General features: G+C 34.1%; 20 protein-coding genes. 12 read left to right on the forward strand and 8 right to left on the reverse strand.

Annotated elements, in window-relative coordinates:
- The first annotated feature begins 7 nt into the window (after positions 1-7).
- The 4 genes from dapF (at position 8) to AC000W_RS07125 (ending at position 3,136) form a co-directional block, all read left to right on the forward strand.
- Positions 8-784 carry a diaminopimelate epimerase gene (gene dapF / locus AC000W_RS07110; RefSeq protein WP_474747173.1) on the forward strand — a complete coding sequence of 259 codons (777 nt, stop codon included), beginning with the start codon at positions 8-10 and terminating at the stop codon, positions 782-784.
- Positions 778-1,302 (forward strand): GNAT family N-acetyltransferase, encoded by a 525-nt coding sequence (locus tag AC000W_RS07115; protein WP_474747174.1) that lies wholly within the window; start codon positions 778-780, stop codon positions 1,300-1,302. The genes dapF and AC000W_RS07115 overlap by 7 nt, the downstream gene beginning before the upstream one ends.
- Entirely contained in the window at positions 1,302-2,345 is a 1,044-nt protein-coding gene (gene mltG / locus AC000W_RS07120) for an endolytic transglycosylase MltG (protein ID WP_474747176.1), read from the forward strand. The genes AC000W_RS07115 and mltG overlap by 1 nt, the downstream gene beginning before the upstream one ends.
- Before the next feature lie 158 nt (positions 2,346-2,503).
- The gene (locus AC000W_RS07125) at positions 2,504-3,136 is read left to right on the forward strand and encodes a hypothetical protein (RefSeq protein ID WP_474747177.1); all 633 of its coding nucleotides are present in this window, start codon (positions 2,504-2,506) and stop codon (positions 3,134-3,136) included.
- A gap of 54 nt (positions 3,137-3,190) precedes the next feature.
- Here AC000W_RS07125 and AC000W_RS07130 read toward each other — a convergent pair whose 3' ends face one another.
- Genes AC000W_RS07130 through dnaA form a run of 3 tightly spaced genes read right to left on the reverse strand, consistent with a single transcriptional unit; the run spans position 3,191 to position 5,801 of the window.
- Positions 3,191-3,898 (reverse strand): SAM-dependent methyltransferase, encoded by a 708-nt coding sequence (locus tag AC000W_RS07130; RefSeq protein ID WP_474747179.1) that lies wholly within the window; start codon positions 3,896-3,898, stop codon positions 3,191-3,193.
- A gap of 1 nt (position 3,899) precedes the next feature.
- Positions 3,900-4,367, reverse strand: a complete 468-nt coding sequence (locus tag AC000W_RS07135) for a low molecular weight protein-tyrosine-phosphatase (RefSeq protein ID WP_474747180.1) — start codon at positions 4,365-4,367, stop codon at positions 3,900-3,902.
- A 9-nt stretch (positions 4,368-4,376) separates the two neighbouring features.
- Entirely contained in the window at positions 4,377-5,801 is a 1,425-nt protein-coding gene (gene dnaA, locus AC000W_RS07140) for a chromosomal replication initiator protein DnaA (protein WP_474747182.1), read from the reverse strand.
- A 213-nt stretch (positions 5,802-6,014) separates the two neighbouring features.
- Here dnaA and AC000W_RS07145 point away from each other — a divergent pair, with 213 nt between their 5' ends.
- Positions 6,015-6,413 (forward strand): acyl-CoA thioesterase, encoded by a 399-nt coding sequence (locus AC000W_RS07145; protein ID WP_474747184.1) that lies wholly within the window; start codon positions 6,015-6,017, stop codon positions 6,411-6,413.
- On the opposite strand, the gene AC000W_RS07150 is transcribed toward AC000W_RS07145, so the two are convergent.
- Genes AC000W_RS07150 through ribD form a run of 4 tightly spaced genes read right to left on the reverse strand, consistent with a single transcriptional unit; the run spans position 6,410 to position 9,534 of the window.
- Positions 6,410-7,024 (reverse strand): IMPACT family protein, encoded by a 615-nt coding sequence (locus AC000W_RS07150; RefSeq protein ID WP_474747185.1) that lies wholly within the window; start codon positions 7,022-7,024, stop codon positions 6,410-6,412. The two genes, AC000W_RS07145 and AC000W_RS07150, sit on opposite strands and share 4 nt — an antisense overlap.
- The gene (locus AC000W_RS07155; RefSeq protein ID WP_474747186.1) at positions 7,025-7,888 is read right to left on the reverse strand and encodes an EamA family transporter; all 864 of its coding nucleotides are present in this window, start codon (positions 7,886-7,888) and stop codon (positions 7,025-7,027) included.
- A 1-nt stretch (position 7,889) separates the two neighbouring features.
- Positions 7,890-8,492 carry an HAD family hydrolase gene (locus AC000W_RS07160; RefSeq protein WP_474747187.1) on the reverse strand — a complete coding sequence of 201 codons (603 nt, stop codon included), beginning with the start codon at positions 8,490-8,492 and terminating at the stop codon, positions 7,890-7,892.
- The gene (gene ribD, locus AC000W_RS07165; protein WP_474747189.1) at positions 8,485-9,534 is read right to left on the reverse strand and encodes a bifunctional diaminohydroxyphosphoribosylaminopyrimidine deaminase/5-amino-6-(5-phosphoribosylamino)uracil reductase RibD; all 1,050 of its coding nucleotides are present in this window, start codon (positions 9,532-9,534) and stop codon (positions 8,485-8,487) included. Before ribD ends, AC000W_RS07160 begins: the two co-directional genes overlap by 8 nt.
- A 42-nt stretch (positions 9,535-9,576) precedes the next feature.
- Here ribD and AC000W_RS07170 point away from each other — a divergent pair, with 42 nt between their 5' ends.
- Genes AC000W_RS07170 through AC000W_RS07195 form a run of 6 tightly spaced genes read left to right on the forward strand, consistent with a single transcriptional unit; the run spans position 9,577 to position 15,166 of the window.
- The gene (locus AC000W_RS07170; protein WP_474747190.1) at positions 9,577-10,062 is read left to right on the forward strand and encodes a GNAT family N-acetyltransferase; all 486 of its coding nucleotides are present in this window, start codon (positions 9,577-9,579) and stop codon (positions 10,060-10,062) included.
- 9 nt (positions 10,063-10,071) lie between these two features.
- On the forward strand, positions 10,072-10,947 hold the full coding sequence (prmC, locus tag AC000W_RS07175) for a peptide chain release factor N(5)-glutamine methyltransferase (protein WP_474747192.1): 876 nt from the start codon (positions 10,072-10,074) through the stop codon (positions 10,945-10,947).
- Positions 10,944-11,525, forward strand: a complete 582-nt coding sequence (locus AC000W_RS07180; RefSeq protein WP_474747193.1) for an LOG family protein — start codon at positions 10,944-10,946, stop codon at positions 11,523-11,525. The genes prmC and AC000W_RS07180 overlap by 4 nt, the downstream gene beginning before the upstream one ends.
- The gene (ligA, locus tag AC000W_RS07185; protein WP_474747194.1) at positions 11,525-13,516 is read left to right on the forward strand and encodes an NAD-dependent DNA ligase LigA; all 1,992 of its coding nucleotides are present in this window, start codon (positions 11,525-11,527) and stop codon (positions 13,514-13,516) included. The genes AC000W_RS07180 and ligA overlap by 1 nt, the downstream gene beginning before the upstream one ends.
- Before the next feature lie 9 nt (positions 13,517-13,525).
- The gene (locus tag AC000W_RS07190; protein ID WP_474747196.1) at positions 13,526-13,924 is read left to right on the forward strand and encodes a DUF423 domain-containing protein; all 399 of its coding nucleotides are present in this window, start codon (positions 13,526-13,528) and stop codon (positions 13,922-13,924) included.
- A gap of 6 nt (positions 13,925-13,930) precedes the next feature.
- Positions 13,931-15,166, forward strand: coding sequence for a cation:proton antiporter (locus AC000W_RS07195; protein ID WP_474747197.1), 1,236 nt, complete (start codon positions 13,931-13,933; stop codon positions 15,164-15,166).
- Between the two features lie 2 nt (positions 15,167-15,168).
- On the opposite strand, the gene AC000W_RS07200 is transcribed toward AC000W_RS07195, so the two are convergent.
- Positions 15,169-16,251 carry a phospholipase D-like domain-containing protein gene (locus AC000W_RS07200; protein WP_474747199.1) on the reverse strand — a complete coding sequence of 361 codons (1,083 nt, stop codon included), beginning with the start codon at positions 16,249-16,251 and terminating at the stop codon, positions 15,169-15,171.
- Between the two features lie 172 nt (positions 16,252-16,423).
- On the opposite strand from AC000W_RS07200, the gene AC000W_RS07205 reads away from it, so the two are divergent.
- Positions 16,424-16,720, forward strand: a complete 297-nt coding sequence (locus AC000W_RS07205; protein ID WP_474747200.1) for a hypothetical protein — start codon at positions 16,424-16,426, stop codon at positions 16,718-16,720.
- Positions 16,721-16,743 lie beyond the last annotated feature (23 nt).

Below are 16,743 nucleotides of genomic sequence, written 5' to 3' on the forward strand. Positions count from 1 at the left end.
TTAGAGTATGACACTTACTTTTTATAAATATCAAGGAACCGGGAATGATTTTGTTATGGTTGATAACAGGCAAAATATTTTTCCCAAAAATGATACCAAACTGGTCGCTTTTTTGTGTGATAGAAAATTTGGTATTGGTTCCGATGGGCTTATTTTATTGGAAAATGACGAAGTGTCAGATTTTAAAATGGTCTATTACAATGCAGATGGTAATGAGGGTTCTATGTGTGGTAATGGAGGTAGGTGTTTGGTAGCTTTTGCACATTATTTAGAAATTACGCAGGAGAAGACTTCCTTTATGGCTGTAGATGGTCTTCATCATGCAACAATAAAAGGAGAGATAGTAAGTCTACATATGCAAGATGTTGGTAAAATTGAGGTAAAACCAAAATATGTTTTTTTAAATACTGGTTCTCCTCACCATGTGCAGTTGGTAGAAAAACTAAGTGAATTGGATGTGTTTAAAGAAGGTGCCAAACTTCGTTATGGTATGTATGGGAAAAAAGGAAGCAATATAAATTTTGTTGAACAAGTATCCGATACTACTTTTAATGTACGCACTTACGAGCGGGGTGTAGAAAACGAAACCTTGTCCTGTGGAACAGGTGTCACTGCGGTTGCTTTGGCCATGTATGGTACTGGGAAAACTAAAGCCAATGATGTTACCATTATAACACTTGGAGGAGAATTAAAAGTGCATTTTGAAAAAAATGCCTCTGGATATATAAATATAGAATTGGTAGGTCTTGCAAAACAGGTGTTTAAAGGAACTATTGAATGTTAAAGTTAGAAGGCGAACACATATCATTGCGTGCACTGGAGATAAGCGACCTGGATTTCTTGTACCAGTTGGAGAACAATACATCAATTTGGGAAATAAGTGGTACAAATACTCCTTATTCTAAGCATGTATTGCAATTATATTTGGATAATGCCCACAGGGATATCTATGATGTAAAACAATTGCGATTATGTATTTGCAAGGATGAAAAAACGATAGGATTGATTGATTTGTTTGATTTTGACCCAAAAAACTTAAGAGCAGGACTTGGAATTGTTATTATTGATGAAGAGAATAGAAATAAAGGGCTAGGGGCAGAGGCTGTATCGATCTTATGTGAATACGCATTTTCTGTTTTAAATTTGAGGCAACTGTATGCTAATGTGATGGAAGATAATAGTACAAGTTTGCATTTGTTCAAAAAACTTGGTTTTGTAGAGGTGGGTATTAAAAAGGACTGGATATTATCAAACGGAACCTATAAAAATGAAGTTTTGCTTCAAAAAATAAATATTATATAATGTACATCAAGAAAATCTTATTGGCCATTCTTATTATTGGCCTACTAGCAGGAGGTGCTTTTGTTTATATGGTTTATAATGCGGTTTTTAAACCCAATACAGCCTTCGAGAATAAGGAAGCATATGTATATATTAAATCCAATGATACTTTTGAAGATGTAAAAAAATCCCTAACACCATTGCTTAAGAATTTGGGGACCTTTGAGTCAGTTGCTAGTAAAAAATCCTATGTATCCAATATTAAGGGTGGAAAGTATGTTATTAAAAAGGGAGCAAATAACAATGAGATTGTGAATTCCTTACGGAGTGGAAATATTCCTGTAAAAGTATCTTTTAACAATCAAGAAACCCTAGAAGATCTAGCGGGTAGAATTTCTGAGCAGATTGATGCTGATAGCATTTTACTTGTTTCAGCTTTTAATGATGTAGCTTTTTTAAAAGAAAATGGTTTTAGTAAAGCGACTAAATTGGGAATGTATATCCCCAATAGCTATGAGTTCTTTTGGAATACGTCTGCAGAGGATTTTAGAGATAGGATGTTAAAAGAGTATAATAGGTTTTGGAACGAAGAACGATTGGAGAAGGCCAAGAAACTTAACCTATCTCCTATGGAAGTAGTGTCTTTAGCTTCTATTGTTCATAAAGAAACAGCAAAAGTTGATGAACGCCCTAGAGTTGCGGGATTGTACCTAAATAGAGTGCGACAAGGAATACCATTGCAAGCAGACCCCACCATTATTTATGCTATTAAAGAACATTCAGGTGATTTTGACCAAGTGATTAAAAGAGTTTTGTACAAAGACTTGGAGTTAGATTCACCCTACAACACCTATAAATATGCTGGCGTGCCCCCAGGGCCTATTACTATGCCAGATATTTCTGCAATTGATGCTGTATTGTCATCTGAGAAACATGATTATTTGTATATGGTTGCCAATGTAGAGAACTTTGGTTATCATATGTTTGCCAAATCTTTGGCGCAACACAACAGAAATAAGGTACAGTATATCCGTTGGATAAATGCCCAAAAAATAAGTAGGTAAGTAATTTATCCCATTTATAAGTCATATTGACCAAAATATACACTTTTAAGAAAAAGTTATAAACTATTGGTTTTTATGACACTAAAACCGTCATATATTTGCAGCGTGAAATTTAAGCAGGTCATTTTACGAACTATAAGTCTTAAGAAAACAATTATATGAGAAAGTGGATAAGTTATTTTTGTCCTCTTGTCATGATACTTATTTTAACAAGTTTTAGATTTGGACCAGCTTCTTCAATAGAAGTTCCAGCAGCTTTAAAAGTAAGTGAACCTACTCTAGTTTTGTTTCCCCAAGACGAAACTTATGAAGTAAAAACCGTGGTAAATCCCCCATTTTTAGGAAACTCTTATATTGGTTTTAAAGAAGCTTTGGCTTTTAAAGAATCACAGGGAGATTATTTTGTTACCAATACATTAGGATATTTGGGAAAATATCAATTTGGTGTTGGGACTTTGCAACTTATGGGTGTATATAATGCAAGCAATTTTTTGAATGACCCAGAATTGCAGGAAAAAGTGTTTCAAATTAATATGGCCCGTAACAAATGGATTCTTAGAAAGGATATTCAAAGGTTTGAAGGAAGACGTATAGGAGGAATACAAATTACTGAATCTGGGATATTGGCAGCAGCACATTTGGCTGGTGCTGGAAATGTAAAAAAATATCTACGATCATATGGAAAAATAGATTTTGAGGATGCTTATGGTACTAACATAAAACATTACATGAATGAATTTTCTGGATATGATGTATCCCATGTTACTCCAAAGCGTAACGCAAAGATTTGAAGTACTATTACATATGAAAATGATAAAGGCCTCAGTGAAAATACTGGGGCTTTTTTATTGCTGTAAAATAAAAATTGTTGGTCTTTTGTGTAATGTAATTGTTGTATTAGTCCAGTCACTTGCCCTTTTTGTGGCTATATATTCTGTTGGGAGGGTAATATCACAAGCAACACAAAGTATGCATTCTTTTGAGAGGGTTTTAGCTAGTTCTGCCAGTAATTTATCATTTCTATAAGGTGTTTCAATGAAAATTTGTGCTTGATTGTAATCCTTTGATAGTTTTTCTAACCGTTTGATGGTTTTTCTTCGTTCTACAGAATCAATGGGTAAATATCCATTGAAAGCAAAATTTTGGCCATTGAGACCACTTGCCATCATTGCTAAAAGAATGGATGATGGCCCCACCAAAGGAATTACTTGTATTCCTTTTTTATGAGCTATTTTTACAACATCTGCACCAGGGTCAGCAATTCCAGGGCAACCAGCTTCGGATAGTAAGCCTACATCAACACCATCAATACAGGGGTCTAAAAAAGTTGGTATATCTTCTGGGTCTGTGAATTTATTAAGGGCATTTAGTTGAAGACTGGGTTGTGGTTTTTTGGAATCTATTTTCTTTATAAAATGCCTGGCAGTTTTTTCATTTTCCACAATATAGTGGTCAATATTTTCAATGGCTTTTTTTATTGAAATAGGTAATACCTCCAAAGGAGGTGTATTGCCCAATGTCGTTGGAATTAAATATAATTTTCCTAAAGCCATTTTAGTTTTTTATGGATTCATTCAATTTCTTGGCAATAACATCACAAGCTGAATCAATTAATTGAAAAACATGCTCAAAACCATCTAAAGCATCATAATAAGGGTCTGGAACTTCTTTGGTGCCCATTTCTCCTTCGCTTAACAATAATTTTACTTTATTGCTTTCACTTTGGTTTTGTGCCATGGAAATAATATTGTTATAATTACTTTTATCCATAACATAAATATGGTCAAAATTTTCAAAATCTGAATAAGTAAATTTTCTACAACGTTGATGCGTAATATCTATACCATATTTATGCGCCACATCAATAGATCTTTGGTCCGGTTTGTTTCCCATATGATAGCCGCCAGTTCCGGCAGAATCAATAAATATATTTTCAGAGTTTATTTTACTTTGAAGAATGCCTTCAGCTAATGGCGACCTACAGATATTTCCAAGGCATACCATTAAAACTTTAGTTTTCATCAAATAGAATTAAGAGAATTTCTTGGTAAGGTCGTCTATGTACTTTCTAAACTGCTTATCGGTTTCGGCCAAATTATCAACTGTTTTACAAGCATGTAATACAGTGGCATGGTCTCTTTTTCCTATTTGAGAGCCAATGCTGGCTAAGGAAGCCTTAGTGAATTTTTTGGCAAAGAACATGGCTAATTGTCTAGCCTGTACAATATGCCTTTTTCTGGTTTTGGATTGTAAAGTGGCAACATCCATTTCAAAGTAATCGGATACTACTTTTTGGATATAATCTATAGAAACTTCACGCTTGGTATTCTTTACAAATTTCTCAACCACATGTTGTGCAAGTTCTAGGGTAACCTCTTTTTTGTTGAAAGAAGATTGTGCTATTAAAGATATGATGGCGCCCTCTAACTCCCGTATATTTGTTTTGATATGCTTTGCGACATAGTCAACAATATCATTGGGCATTTCTACTCCATCTCTGTACAATTTATTCTTTAGGATGGATATTCTGGTTTCATAATCTGGATTTTGTAATTCAGCGGAAAGACCCCATTTAAAGCGAGAAAGCAATCGCTGCTCTATATCTTGCATATCTACAGGTGCTTTATCCGATGTAAGGATAACTTGCTTTCCATTTTGGTGTAAATGGTTAAATATATGGAAGAATACATCTTGTGTTCCAGATTTTCCAGATAAGAATTGAACATCATCAATAATTAAAACATCAATTAATTGATAAAAATGAATGAAATCGTTTCTGGTATTCTTTTTAACGGATTCTATGTATTGTTGTGTAAATTTTTCTGCAGAAATATAAAGTACTGTTCTTTCTGGGTACTTATCTTTTATTTCAACACCAATAGCATGTGCTAAATGTGTTTTTCCTAATCCAACTCCTCCAAATACCAACAATGGATTAAAAGAAGTTCCACCTGGTTTGTTAGCAACGGCCATACCGGCAGATCGTGCTAACCTATTGGAATCTCCTTCCAAGAAATTATCAAAATTATAGTTGGGATTAAGTTGAGATTCAATTTTTATGTTTCTAATTCCTGGAATTACAAATGGATTTTTTAATTCAGGATTTTTAGATTTAATAGGGACATCTAATTCTTGAGGACCCATAGTTGATCTATTGGAACTTGGAATTTTTTCTGTAAAAGGCTCACGGTTTCCGTAGGTGTTTTCCATTTTAATTACATACACCAATTTTGCACTTTCACCCAACTCCTTTGTAAGTGCAACCTTTAATAATTTAACATAGTGTTCTTCTAACCATTCGTAAAAGAATTTGCTAGGTACTTGTATGCTAAGGGCGTTATCGGATAACTTAACAGGTTTAATAGGTTCAAACCATGTTTTGAATGCCTGCGGCTGGATATTATCTTGGATAAAAGCCAAACAATTGTTCCATACGGAATTAGCAGTTACATTCATTTTAAAAAATAGTCTCGTTTAGTTGGTTAGTGACTTAAGTTTAGTTTTTTTTGATTTGGCTAAGGTGTTTAACCTGTTTGCCAGATTGGGACAAATATGTGAACAAAAAAGATAAAAAAAAAATCATTTACTATTGAATTTTCTATTTTTTTTCGCCATGTTACGCTGTCACTTTTCAAATCTTCTAAATATATAGTTTTTCATTCAAAAAATATGAAAATAAATAAAATTTCTTTTAGGGTACGGTATTCAGAAACGGATCAAATGGGTGTTGTATACCATGGGAACTATGCACAATATTTTGAAATGGGGCGGGTAGAATGGCTAAGAAAACTTGGTTACTCCTATAAAGAAATGGAATTGAATGGAGTTATGCTCCCGGTTATCTCTTTACGAGTTGATTTTAAAAAATCGGCCAAATACGATGACTTTATTACTGTTGAAACCATTTTAAAAAAAATGCCATCGGTTAGAATAGAATTTGACTTTGTTGTTTATAATGAGAGTAAAGAAATTTTAGCTGAGGCTACTACAGTTTTGGTTTTTATGGATACTAAAACAAAAAAACCAATAAAGTGTCCGGATTATCTTTTAGAAAAAATTAAAATCTAAATTCTTTTAATTAATTTAATTGCCGGTATTGATGAAAATTTGGATAAAACATCCGCTATTTTTTGTCTCCTAACAGCAATAACATATAAACAATCTGTTTCCAGTTTTTGAGATATAATTTCTAGTTTATTTTCTTTAATCACACGCATAATTTTGTCCATTTCTTTATAATCAAAAGAAATAGAAAGTTGTTCCTCTATTATTTTTTCAATAATATCAGAAGCCTCTAAAGCCATTTGAGCTGTTGATCTATATGCAGTTATTAGACCACCAACTCCTAACTTTGTTCCTCCAAAAATTCTGACTACTGCTACCAGGACATTAGTAACTTCAAAAGATTTTATTTGCCCGTGTATGGGCATTCCAGCTGAATTATTTGGCTCACCATCATCATTTGCCCTAAACCTAGGATTTTCGGCATCCAATTGCCATGCGTAGCACACATGATTGGCTTTAGGGTATTTGTTTCTTAATTCTCCAATGATTGGCTTAACTTCTTCCTCGTTAAGAATGGGAAAGGCATACCCATAAAATTTACTTTTTTTGTCTTTATAAAGTATTTCTGGAGATGGCTTTTTAATTGTTTTATATGTGTCGGATGGGTTCTGCATTTAGAATAAAGCTACCAATAAAATGCTAATAATGGCCAATGCCACTCCTCCCCAATTTTTTAAACTTAGTTTTTCTTTGAATAATAAAATTCCCAATAGTGTTGAGAATAAAACTATTGCAACATTGTTAATGGTAAAGATGGACGCGCTGTTCAATTCATCATTTTGCAACGCCTTCATCAAAAAATATATAGAAAAATAGTTGGGAACCCCTAAGGCAATTCCTCCTACTATATTTCTTAAATTAATTTTCAAGGGCTTTTTTTTTGCATTTAATAGAATGAAAACTATGCCGACCAAAGCAGCAGATCCAAAAACTGTAGCGGAAAATAGAGGTAATTCATTATTTTCTAACTGGGTTTCCTGCGCATATTTTATGCTTGCATCAATTGCTCCAGAACCTAAGAATAAAAGCAAGGGAAGAACTAGAACTTCTTTATTGAATTTTATGGATTTTTCTTTGATGGATGCAAAATAAACGGCTGCCAAAGCCAATATAATGCCAAAACTTTTTAAAACGCTCAACTTTTCATTGTAAAGAAAGAGCCCCAGTACAACAGGAATTACTAAAGACATTTTTGTGGCCACAGAAGCAACTGACACTCCAATTTTTTGAGATGTTTTTGCCATGATGTTAAAAACAAAGATGAACAAGAACCCCAATGCAAATGTTCCCCAAAACCAATTTTTACTTGGAATCTCAGTAATTTGAATAGTACCATTGTATAAAAGAAATCCGGTAATACTGGCCACAACATAATTAGTGATAATAGCATAAAGCGTTTGTATTCTGTACACAGAAAACAATTTAAAAATCACAAAAATTAAACTGGAAAAAAGAATGCTTAATGCTAACGCTGCCATATTATAATTTGCTTTCTATTTCAGTGATGTCTTCTTTCCCCACTTGCAAATTCCAGACTTGAATTCCTAATGCAGAGGCCGATTCGGTGTTTTCTTTAGTGTCATCTACAAAAAAGGTTTCTGTTGGATTTAAATTATTTTCATCCAATACCCATTGATAAATTTCGGCATCAGGTTTTCGCATTTTCATTTCGTATGAGAGGTAAAAAACTTCAAAACAGTTTTTAAATCGATTGTACTTTTCCCTTCCCATATATTTTTTAACATACTCAATATGAATATCATTGGTATTGCTCAATAAAAACATACGGTGCTTATTTTTTTTGGCAAGACTTTCTATAAACTCCAATCTGTAATATGGAAAATCTAATAGAATGGCATTCCAAGCATCGGTTAACTGTTGCTTGGTAGCTTTAGGAAAAATATCATTTGTTTTATTTAGAAAATCTTTGGATGTAATGATTCCCTTTTCGTAACTATTAAATAGTTCTTCAAGTTCTGGTGTAATTCCCTTAAAACCAAATTCTTTCATTTTAAATGAAGTAGCCGACTTATTCAGATTTATAAAAATATCTCCAAAGTCAAAAATGATATTCTTAATCATTCTTATATATATTTAATGTGTCGTTCTTTATTCTATTTGTTGTTACTATGGTGCTTTTTAAAAAGGGTGCTTTTGTTCCAGAAGCAAATGAAGTAGAACAACCTACAAAAACACGAGCTTCATCCCATAGACTGGCATCAATAAAAGTTTGTAATGTTTTTGTGCCACCTTCTATTATAATACTGGTAATCTGGTGCCTATGAAGCACATTAAGAATTTGCTCTTCTACTTTTTTGGAATAGTCAATCTGCTCAAAAAATAACTTGTTGGATGATTCCATTTTCTTATTGGTAATTACAATTGTTTTGACATTGTTATTTAGAATATGATAATGGGAATCAATTTTTAAATCCTTATCCAAAACTACTCGTATTGGATTTTTACCATTCCAACTCCGTACATTCAATTGGGGATTATCTTTCAAAACAGTTGTTGTACCAACCAATATCGCTTGCTCCTCACTTCTCCATTTGTGAACCAATTGTCTAGAAAAAGGATTGGTAATCCAAAAGGGCTTTGGTTTTTCTTCTCTTTTAGAAGAATCTGGAGCAATATATCCGTCTAAAGTTTCAGCCCATTTTAGAATAATGTACGGACGTTTTTTTTCTTGATAGGTTAAAAAACGCTTATGGTGTCCTCCGCACTCTTTTTCTAAGACTCCCACAATAACATTACATCCATTGGCCATTAGTTTGGCAATGCCCTTTCCAGCAACTTTATCATGTGGGTCAGTTATACCAATAACTACATTTGGGATTTGATGCTTAATAATTAAATCTGAGCAAGGAGGTGTTTTACCATGATGTGAACAGGGTTCTAAAGTAACATACAAAGTGGCTTTGGATAAAAGACTTTTGTCAGTAACAGATTCAATAGCATTTACTTCAGCATGATTACCTCCATATGGGCTTGTATATCCTTCACCAATTATTTTATTATTGTGAACAATGAGTGCCCCAACCATAGGATTGGGAGCAGTACTCCCCAAGCCATTTTTGCCCAGTTGAATACAGCGAAACATGTATTTTTGGTGTATATTCACCACGCAAAAATAGAACTTTCAAAAAGATATTTACCATTAAATATGGATACTGCTATCATTAGGGAAATTCAGAAAAAAGATAATGCGGAAGTTGCTAAAGTTGTCCGCGAAGTTTTGGTGGAAATGGGTGTTCCAAAAGTGGGTACGGCCTATGCAGATAAAGCTCTAGATATGATGTTTGAAACCTATGATGTGCCAAGGGCAGCATATTTTGTTGTGGAAGATAAAGGCAAGATTATTGGTTGCTGCGGAGTGGCTCAATTAGAGAATTATGAGGGGAATGTATGCGAGCTACAAAAAATGTATTTTTTGAAGGAAGCTAGGGGTAGAGGTTTAGGAGCTAAAATGATGCAGATTTGTCTAGAATGTGCCAAAGAATATGATTTTGATAAATGCTATTTGGAAACTATGCCTTATATGAAAGATGCCCAAAAGTTGTATCAAAAATCTGGTTTTGAATATATTGATGCTCCCATGGGCAATACAGGCCATTATTCTTGCCCAGTATGGATGTTAAAAGATTTGTAAAACGAAAAAGTGCAACTAAAAGAAATCAAAAATATTTTCCATAAAGAGTTGGATGCTCTTTATCCAATTGAAGAAGTGGACACCTTCTTTTATATTTTAACTGAACATTATTTGGGATTACAACGCTTCATTTTGGCACTGGAACCAAATTTTGTTGTTACCAAAGAAGAGGAAGAACCTTTATTTGAGGGATTGTCACAGTTAAAATTGGAAAGGCCTATTCAATATATTTTAGGTAAAACTGAATTCATGGATTTGGATTTTTTTGTAAATGAAAGTGTACTGATTCCACGTCCAGAAACAGAGGAATTGGTGAAGTGGATTATTGAGGATGTTAAAAATAAGAGTTCAGAAATAAGAGTTCAGAAGTCAAAACTAAAGATTTTAGATATTGGAACAGGAAGTGGTTGCATAGCCATTTCATTAGCTAAGAATCTTCAGAATGTAGAAGTGTATGCTTTAGATGTTTCGGAAAGCGCGTTGAAAGTTGCCAAAGAGAATGCTGAAGGTAATGAAGTTAATGTACAATTTATGCAAGCTGATATTTTAGAGTTGAACAATTTAACTGGAGAATTCGATATTATAGTTTCTAATCCGCCTTATGTAAGAGAATTGGAAAAAGTAGAAATGAACAATAATGTGCTTAAAAATGAACCAGAATTAGCGCTCTTTGTTACAGATAACAAACCGTTGGTTTTTTATGATAAAATTACTCAACTAGCCAAAGAAAATTTAAAGAAGAGCGGTGCCCTTTATTTTGAGATTAATCAATATTTGGGAGAAGAAACAAAGCAACTTTTATTGGAGCAGAATTTTTCAGAAATTGAACTTCGAAAAGATATGTTTGGAAATGATAGAATGTTGAAAGGGTTATATATGATATGAAAAGTATTGTAGTGTTTTGTGGAAGTAGCGAAGGCAATGACCCAGAAATTATTGAAGCGGCTTATAATTTGGGTTGTATAATGGCTCAACAACAAATTCAGCTCGTTTATGGCGGAGCAAAAATAGGAATCATGGGGAAAATTGCCCAAGGAGTATTGGATAATGATGGTAAGGTCATTGGCGTCATCCCTGAGTTTTTAAAAATGAAAGAAGTTGTGCATTCTCGACTTTCAGAATTAATTACCACAGAAAACATGCACCAGCGTAAATTAAAAATGGATGAACTCTCTGATAGTGTAATAGCACTTCCAGGTGGGTTTGGTACTTTGGAGGAGTTGTTTGAAATGGTTACATGGGCACAATTGGGATTACATCAAAAACCTATAGGCATATTAAACGTGAATGGTTTTTATAATCATTTAACAAAATTCTTGCAGCATATGGTAGATGGAGGTTTTCTAAAACAAGCAAATTTAGATATGCTTTTGGTCGATGATACAATTGATGGACTGTTAGAAAAAATGAAAAGTTATAAGCCACAAGCGATGCCAAAGTGGATTAAAAAGGAACAGGTTTAATGAATATAAAACAGCAAATAGAATCTCTCCGTCAGGAACTTAGAGAGCATAATCACAATTATTATGTGTTAGATAATCCTACCATATCTGATTATGATTTTGATATGAGGTTGAAAGAACTTCAAGCTTTGGAAGAAAAGCATCCTGAGTTTTATGATGAAGCTTCCCCCACATTGAGAGTTGGGGGAGCGGTGACCAAAAATTTCAACACCGTGGTTCATGAGCATAGAATGTATTCATTGGACAACTCCTATTCTAAGGAAGATTTGGAAGACTGGGAGAAACGTATTCAAAAAAATCTAGGCGATGTGGAAGTAGAGTTCACTTGTGAACTTAAATATGATGGCGCATCTATTAGTCTGACTTATGAGGGTGGAAAATTAATAAAAGCCGTTACCCGAGGGGATGGTTTTCAGGGTGATGAGGTAACCACCAATATAAAAACAATAAAGTCGGTTCCTTTGCAATTAAAAGGGGACTATCCTGATAAGTTTGATATCCGTGGGGAGATTGTTTTGCCTTTTGATGGTTTTGCCCAAATGAACAAAGAACGTGTTGAGAATGGGGAAGACCCCTATATGAACCCAAGAAATACAGCTTCGGGGAGTTTAAAATTACAAGATAGCTCCTTGGTTGCGCAAAGACCTTTGGAGTGCTTACTATATAGTATTGCGGGCCCATCCAATCTTTCGTCTCAATGGGAAGTATTAAAGAAAACTCGGGAATGGGGATTTAAAGTGCCTACCGTTGCAAAGTTATGCCAAACCACAGATGAAGTGATGCAATTTATTGAACATTGGGATGTGCATCGTCATGAGCTGCCCTATGAAACAGATGGGGTTGTTATTAAAGTGAACAATCTACAACAACAAGAAGAATTAGGGTATACGGCCAAATCACCCCGCTGGGCAATGGCGTATAAATTTAAGGCAGAACAGGTTTCTACTGTTCTGAATGAAATTACATATCAAGTTGGTCGCACAGGAGCCATTACACCTGTTGCCAACCTAGAGCCTGTTTTATTGGCTGGTACAACGGTTAAGAGAGCCTCGTTACACAATGCAGACCAAATTAAAAAGTTGGATATAAGGGAAGGTGATACTGTTTTTGTGGAAAAGGGAGGAGAAATCATTCCCAAGATTATTGCCGTTGATTTTGAGAAACGCCCAGAAAATTCAATGCCGACACTGTATATAACTCATTGTCCAGAATGTGGAACAGAATTGATACGTACTGATGGCGATGCCAAGCATTTTTGCATTAATTTTTATGGATGCCCTCCACAGATTACAGGAAGAATTCAACATTTTATTTCTAGAAAAGCAATGGATATAGAAGGTTTGGGTGGAGAAACAGTTGAATTGCTTTTTAAAGAGGGATTGATTAAAAATTATGCCGACTTGTATACACTCACAAAAGAACAAGTAATGCCCTTGGAACGTATGGCAGAGAAGTCCGCAGAGAATTTGGTAAGTGGTGTGGCAAAATCAGTTGAGATTCCTTTTGAACGTGTTTTGTTTGCATTGGGAATACGGTACGTAGGTGAAACTGTAGCCAAGAAGTTGGCCAAGGCCTATAAAAATATTGATGCATTACAAGCTGCAACAATGGAAGAGTTGATTGCTGTGGACGAAATAGGGGAGCGCATTGCCGAAAGTGTATTGGAATTTTTTCAAAATGAAAAGAATGTAGAAATTGTAAATCGACTTAAATTATATGGCGTACAGTTTTCGTTGTCCGAATCACAATTAGAAAACCAAACGGATAAGCTTGAAGGACTGTCTATTGTAGTCTCTGGGGTTTTTGAAAAGGTGAGTCGTACAGAGCTCAAAAAACTCATTGAAGATAATGGTGGCAAGGTAAGTTCTTCAATTTCTTCAAAAACGTCTTATTTAGTTGCTGGGGATAATATGGGACCCAGTAAACGTACTAAAGCAGAGACTTTGGGCGTGCCCATTATATCTGAAGATGACTTTTTAGGGATGATATAGTTTTAAATTATGAACAAAATTATTTTTACAGCAGGAATTTTATTTGGGGTATCAGCTGTGATACTTGGGGCTTTTGGAGCACATGGTCTAAAAGAAATTTTGGATGCCGAAGCTATAAAGACTTTTGAAACGGGGGTAAAATACCAAATGTACCATGCTCTATTGCTGCTTATTTTGGCAAAGGTTGATAAAATACAAGAACAAAGAAAGAAACTGTCTTTTTACTTTATTTCTTTGGGAATTATATTATTCTCTTTTTCAATCTATTTTTTGGCAACGAATACGCTCACTGGCTTTGATTTTAAAACCATTGGTTTTGTGACTCCTATTGGCGGACTATTTCTTATTTTGGGATGGTTGGTTATTGGTTATCAAAGGCTTAAATATGTTGATTCTAATTCAAAATAATTTATAATGGACTATTTTCTTATAACGGCTGTTTTGGTTTTTTTGTCAGCCGCTTTTGGATATATTAATGTGCGCTTTCTAAAACTACCCAACACTATAGGGTTAATGGTGATTACCATATTTTTTACTTTAGGTGTTTTTGCATTAAGTTATTTTGATTCTACGTTGTTAGATGCGGAACGATACATTATAACACAAATAGATTTTAAGACTGTACTCTTGGACATTATGCTAAGCTTCTTGCTTTTTGCAGGGGCTTTACACACCAATTTTGAACAACTAAAAGTACAACGATGGCCTATTATTGTTTTTTCAACATTGGGAGTATTGGTTTCAACTTTTTTAGTGGGAACAGCTATGTATTTTATTCTTCAAATTTTAGGGTTTGATGTTGCCTATATTTATTGTTTGCTTTTTGGAGCATTAATATCCCCAACAGACCCTATTGCAGTATTGGGAATCTTAAAAAAGGCTGGAGTACCCAAAAAATTGGAGACAAAAATTGTTGGAGAATCCTTATTTAATGATGGTGTTGGAGTTGTGGTTTTTCTTACCATTTTTAAAATAACATCCTCCACAGGGGAACATGTTTCGGTTCTGGAAGTTGCAGAACTTTTTGGTGTAGAGGTTATAGGTGGTATACTTTTTGGAGGATTAATAGGTTGGATTACCTATAGATTAATGAAATCAATTGATGATTATGATATTGAAGTAATAATTACCCTTGCCGCGGTTATGGTTGGTACAGTTGTAGCCCAAAAATTTCATTTGTCGGCACCTTTGGCAATGGTAACAGCTGGCTTGGTTGTAGGTAACGATACTCTTAGGGATAGTTCTATGTCTGAAATTACAGAGACTTATGTAGATAAATTTTGGGAACTGATTGATATTCTTTTAAATACAATTTTGTTTGTTTTAATTGGTATGGAAATGTTGGTGCTTTCCTTTGAGTTTAATTATTTTGTGGCTGGAGTAATTACTATTCCTGTAGTTTTGGCATGTAGATATTTATCACTTTTATTGCCCATTAATTTCTTTAAAAAGGAGTTGGATTTTGTGCCAAACACTAATACTATTATGACATGGGGAGGTTTACGTGGCGGAATTTCAATTGCTCTAGCTTTAGGACTTACCCATGAAATGCATAGGGACTTGTTTTTAGTAATTACTTACGTAGTTGTAGTGTTCTCCATTATTGTCCAAGGTTTGACTGTAGGGAAACTGGTTAAAAAACTCACCTAAAATTATAGTATTTCCACAAAGGTAGTCTTGATACGTTCTATTTCCTTAAAAGCAAATTCACCTAGTTTAGATTGGTTGTTTTTTCCCTCTACCGTAGTTTCATTTAAGTCGCCTATAACTATAATGTTTTCATCATTTAAGCGGTTAGCAGGATCTGTGTAGTTAAAACTGCCTATAATTACTACGGACTTATCAATAACCATTAATTTATGATGTAGCTTACCTAAGCCATTTTTTCCTTTTTTAGTGAATAAAACGTCAACTCTATCATCAAGAACATGGGAAGCTGACCATTTTTGATTTTTTTGATCACCATTTATAAGACCGGAAATTTTCACATTTGTATGGGCGATCATATTCATTTGGTCATCTATACCAGAACTTTCTGAAAAGGTGAATATGGCAAAATCTATGCGCTCTTTTGCTTTGGCCATTTGTTTCATAATTTCCATTTCTGGACTGTGGTTAGGAGCAAATAAGGGTTTTAATCGCACACCTTGTGATGTAGTTTCAATGGGTTTTTTGGTTTTGTCGGACCTAAAACCAAATTTCCCTTCCAACATTTCATTATACTCTTTTTTATAAGCTTTTACAACTGCAAGATTTTTAACAATAGCAATATGATTCAAGTTTTTGGTAGTCCCGGTTATTGTAAAGTTTGTTGACCCAGTTAGGATTTCTTTTCCATCTTTTATCACGAATTTTTGATGAAATATTTTTCCATTATAATCTGTTTTTAATATTACCGCGCTTCGGTAAAGTGCATTAATAATATTTCTATTGTTTTCAAGGCTACCACTTGGAGTAAAAGGGTCTGGTTTGGGCTTTGATGAGTGTAAATAATCTCCCTCTAAAATTATCCTTACGGTTAGTCTTTTTGGCTTTCCACTAGAATTAAGATACGTTCTATTTTTTGCTCTGATTATAGCTTTAGCAATGTCAATATCATCAAGTTCCTGTACAGCGATGTCCAGAGATTTTTTAGCATCATCAATAAAGCCAATAATTACGCTTTTTAAATCATCTGGTCCACCAAGTTCAGTAGGTCCCATATATAGTTCAATTTCGTCTAGTACTACACTCATAATGATTTATTTTAGGTTGAAAATGGCTGTTGTTTTTTGGAAACACTATTAAAAGTAGTACTATTCTTATAATCAGCCTATTAACTATATGTTAAGGAATTGTATTAATGTGCAGAATACATATTTGTACGTATGAATGGTATTTTTTAATTTATTTTTGATAAAAAAGAAGATGAAACCTAACACCTATTTAGAATTTGAAGATACTCTAGATACAAATCAACCAGATGAGGTATGGTCAGATGCTTTAAAATGTTGTTGGTATGATGCAAAGGGTGATTGGGAATCTGCCCATAATATAGCACAAGACATGCATAATACTATGGGGAGTTGGTTACATGCTTATTTACACAGAAAAGAAGGCGATGAATGGAATGCGGGCTATTGGTACAGACAGGCAGGTAAACCTTTTCCAAAAATGACTTTGGAAGAAGAATTAATAGAATTGGTAGAATTTAATTTAAAATAAAGGGGCTATAATCAATTGATTAT

It is taken from the genome of Saonia sp., assembly GCF_056326165.1.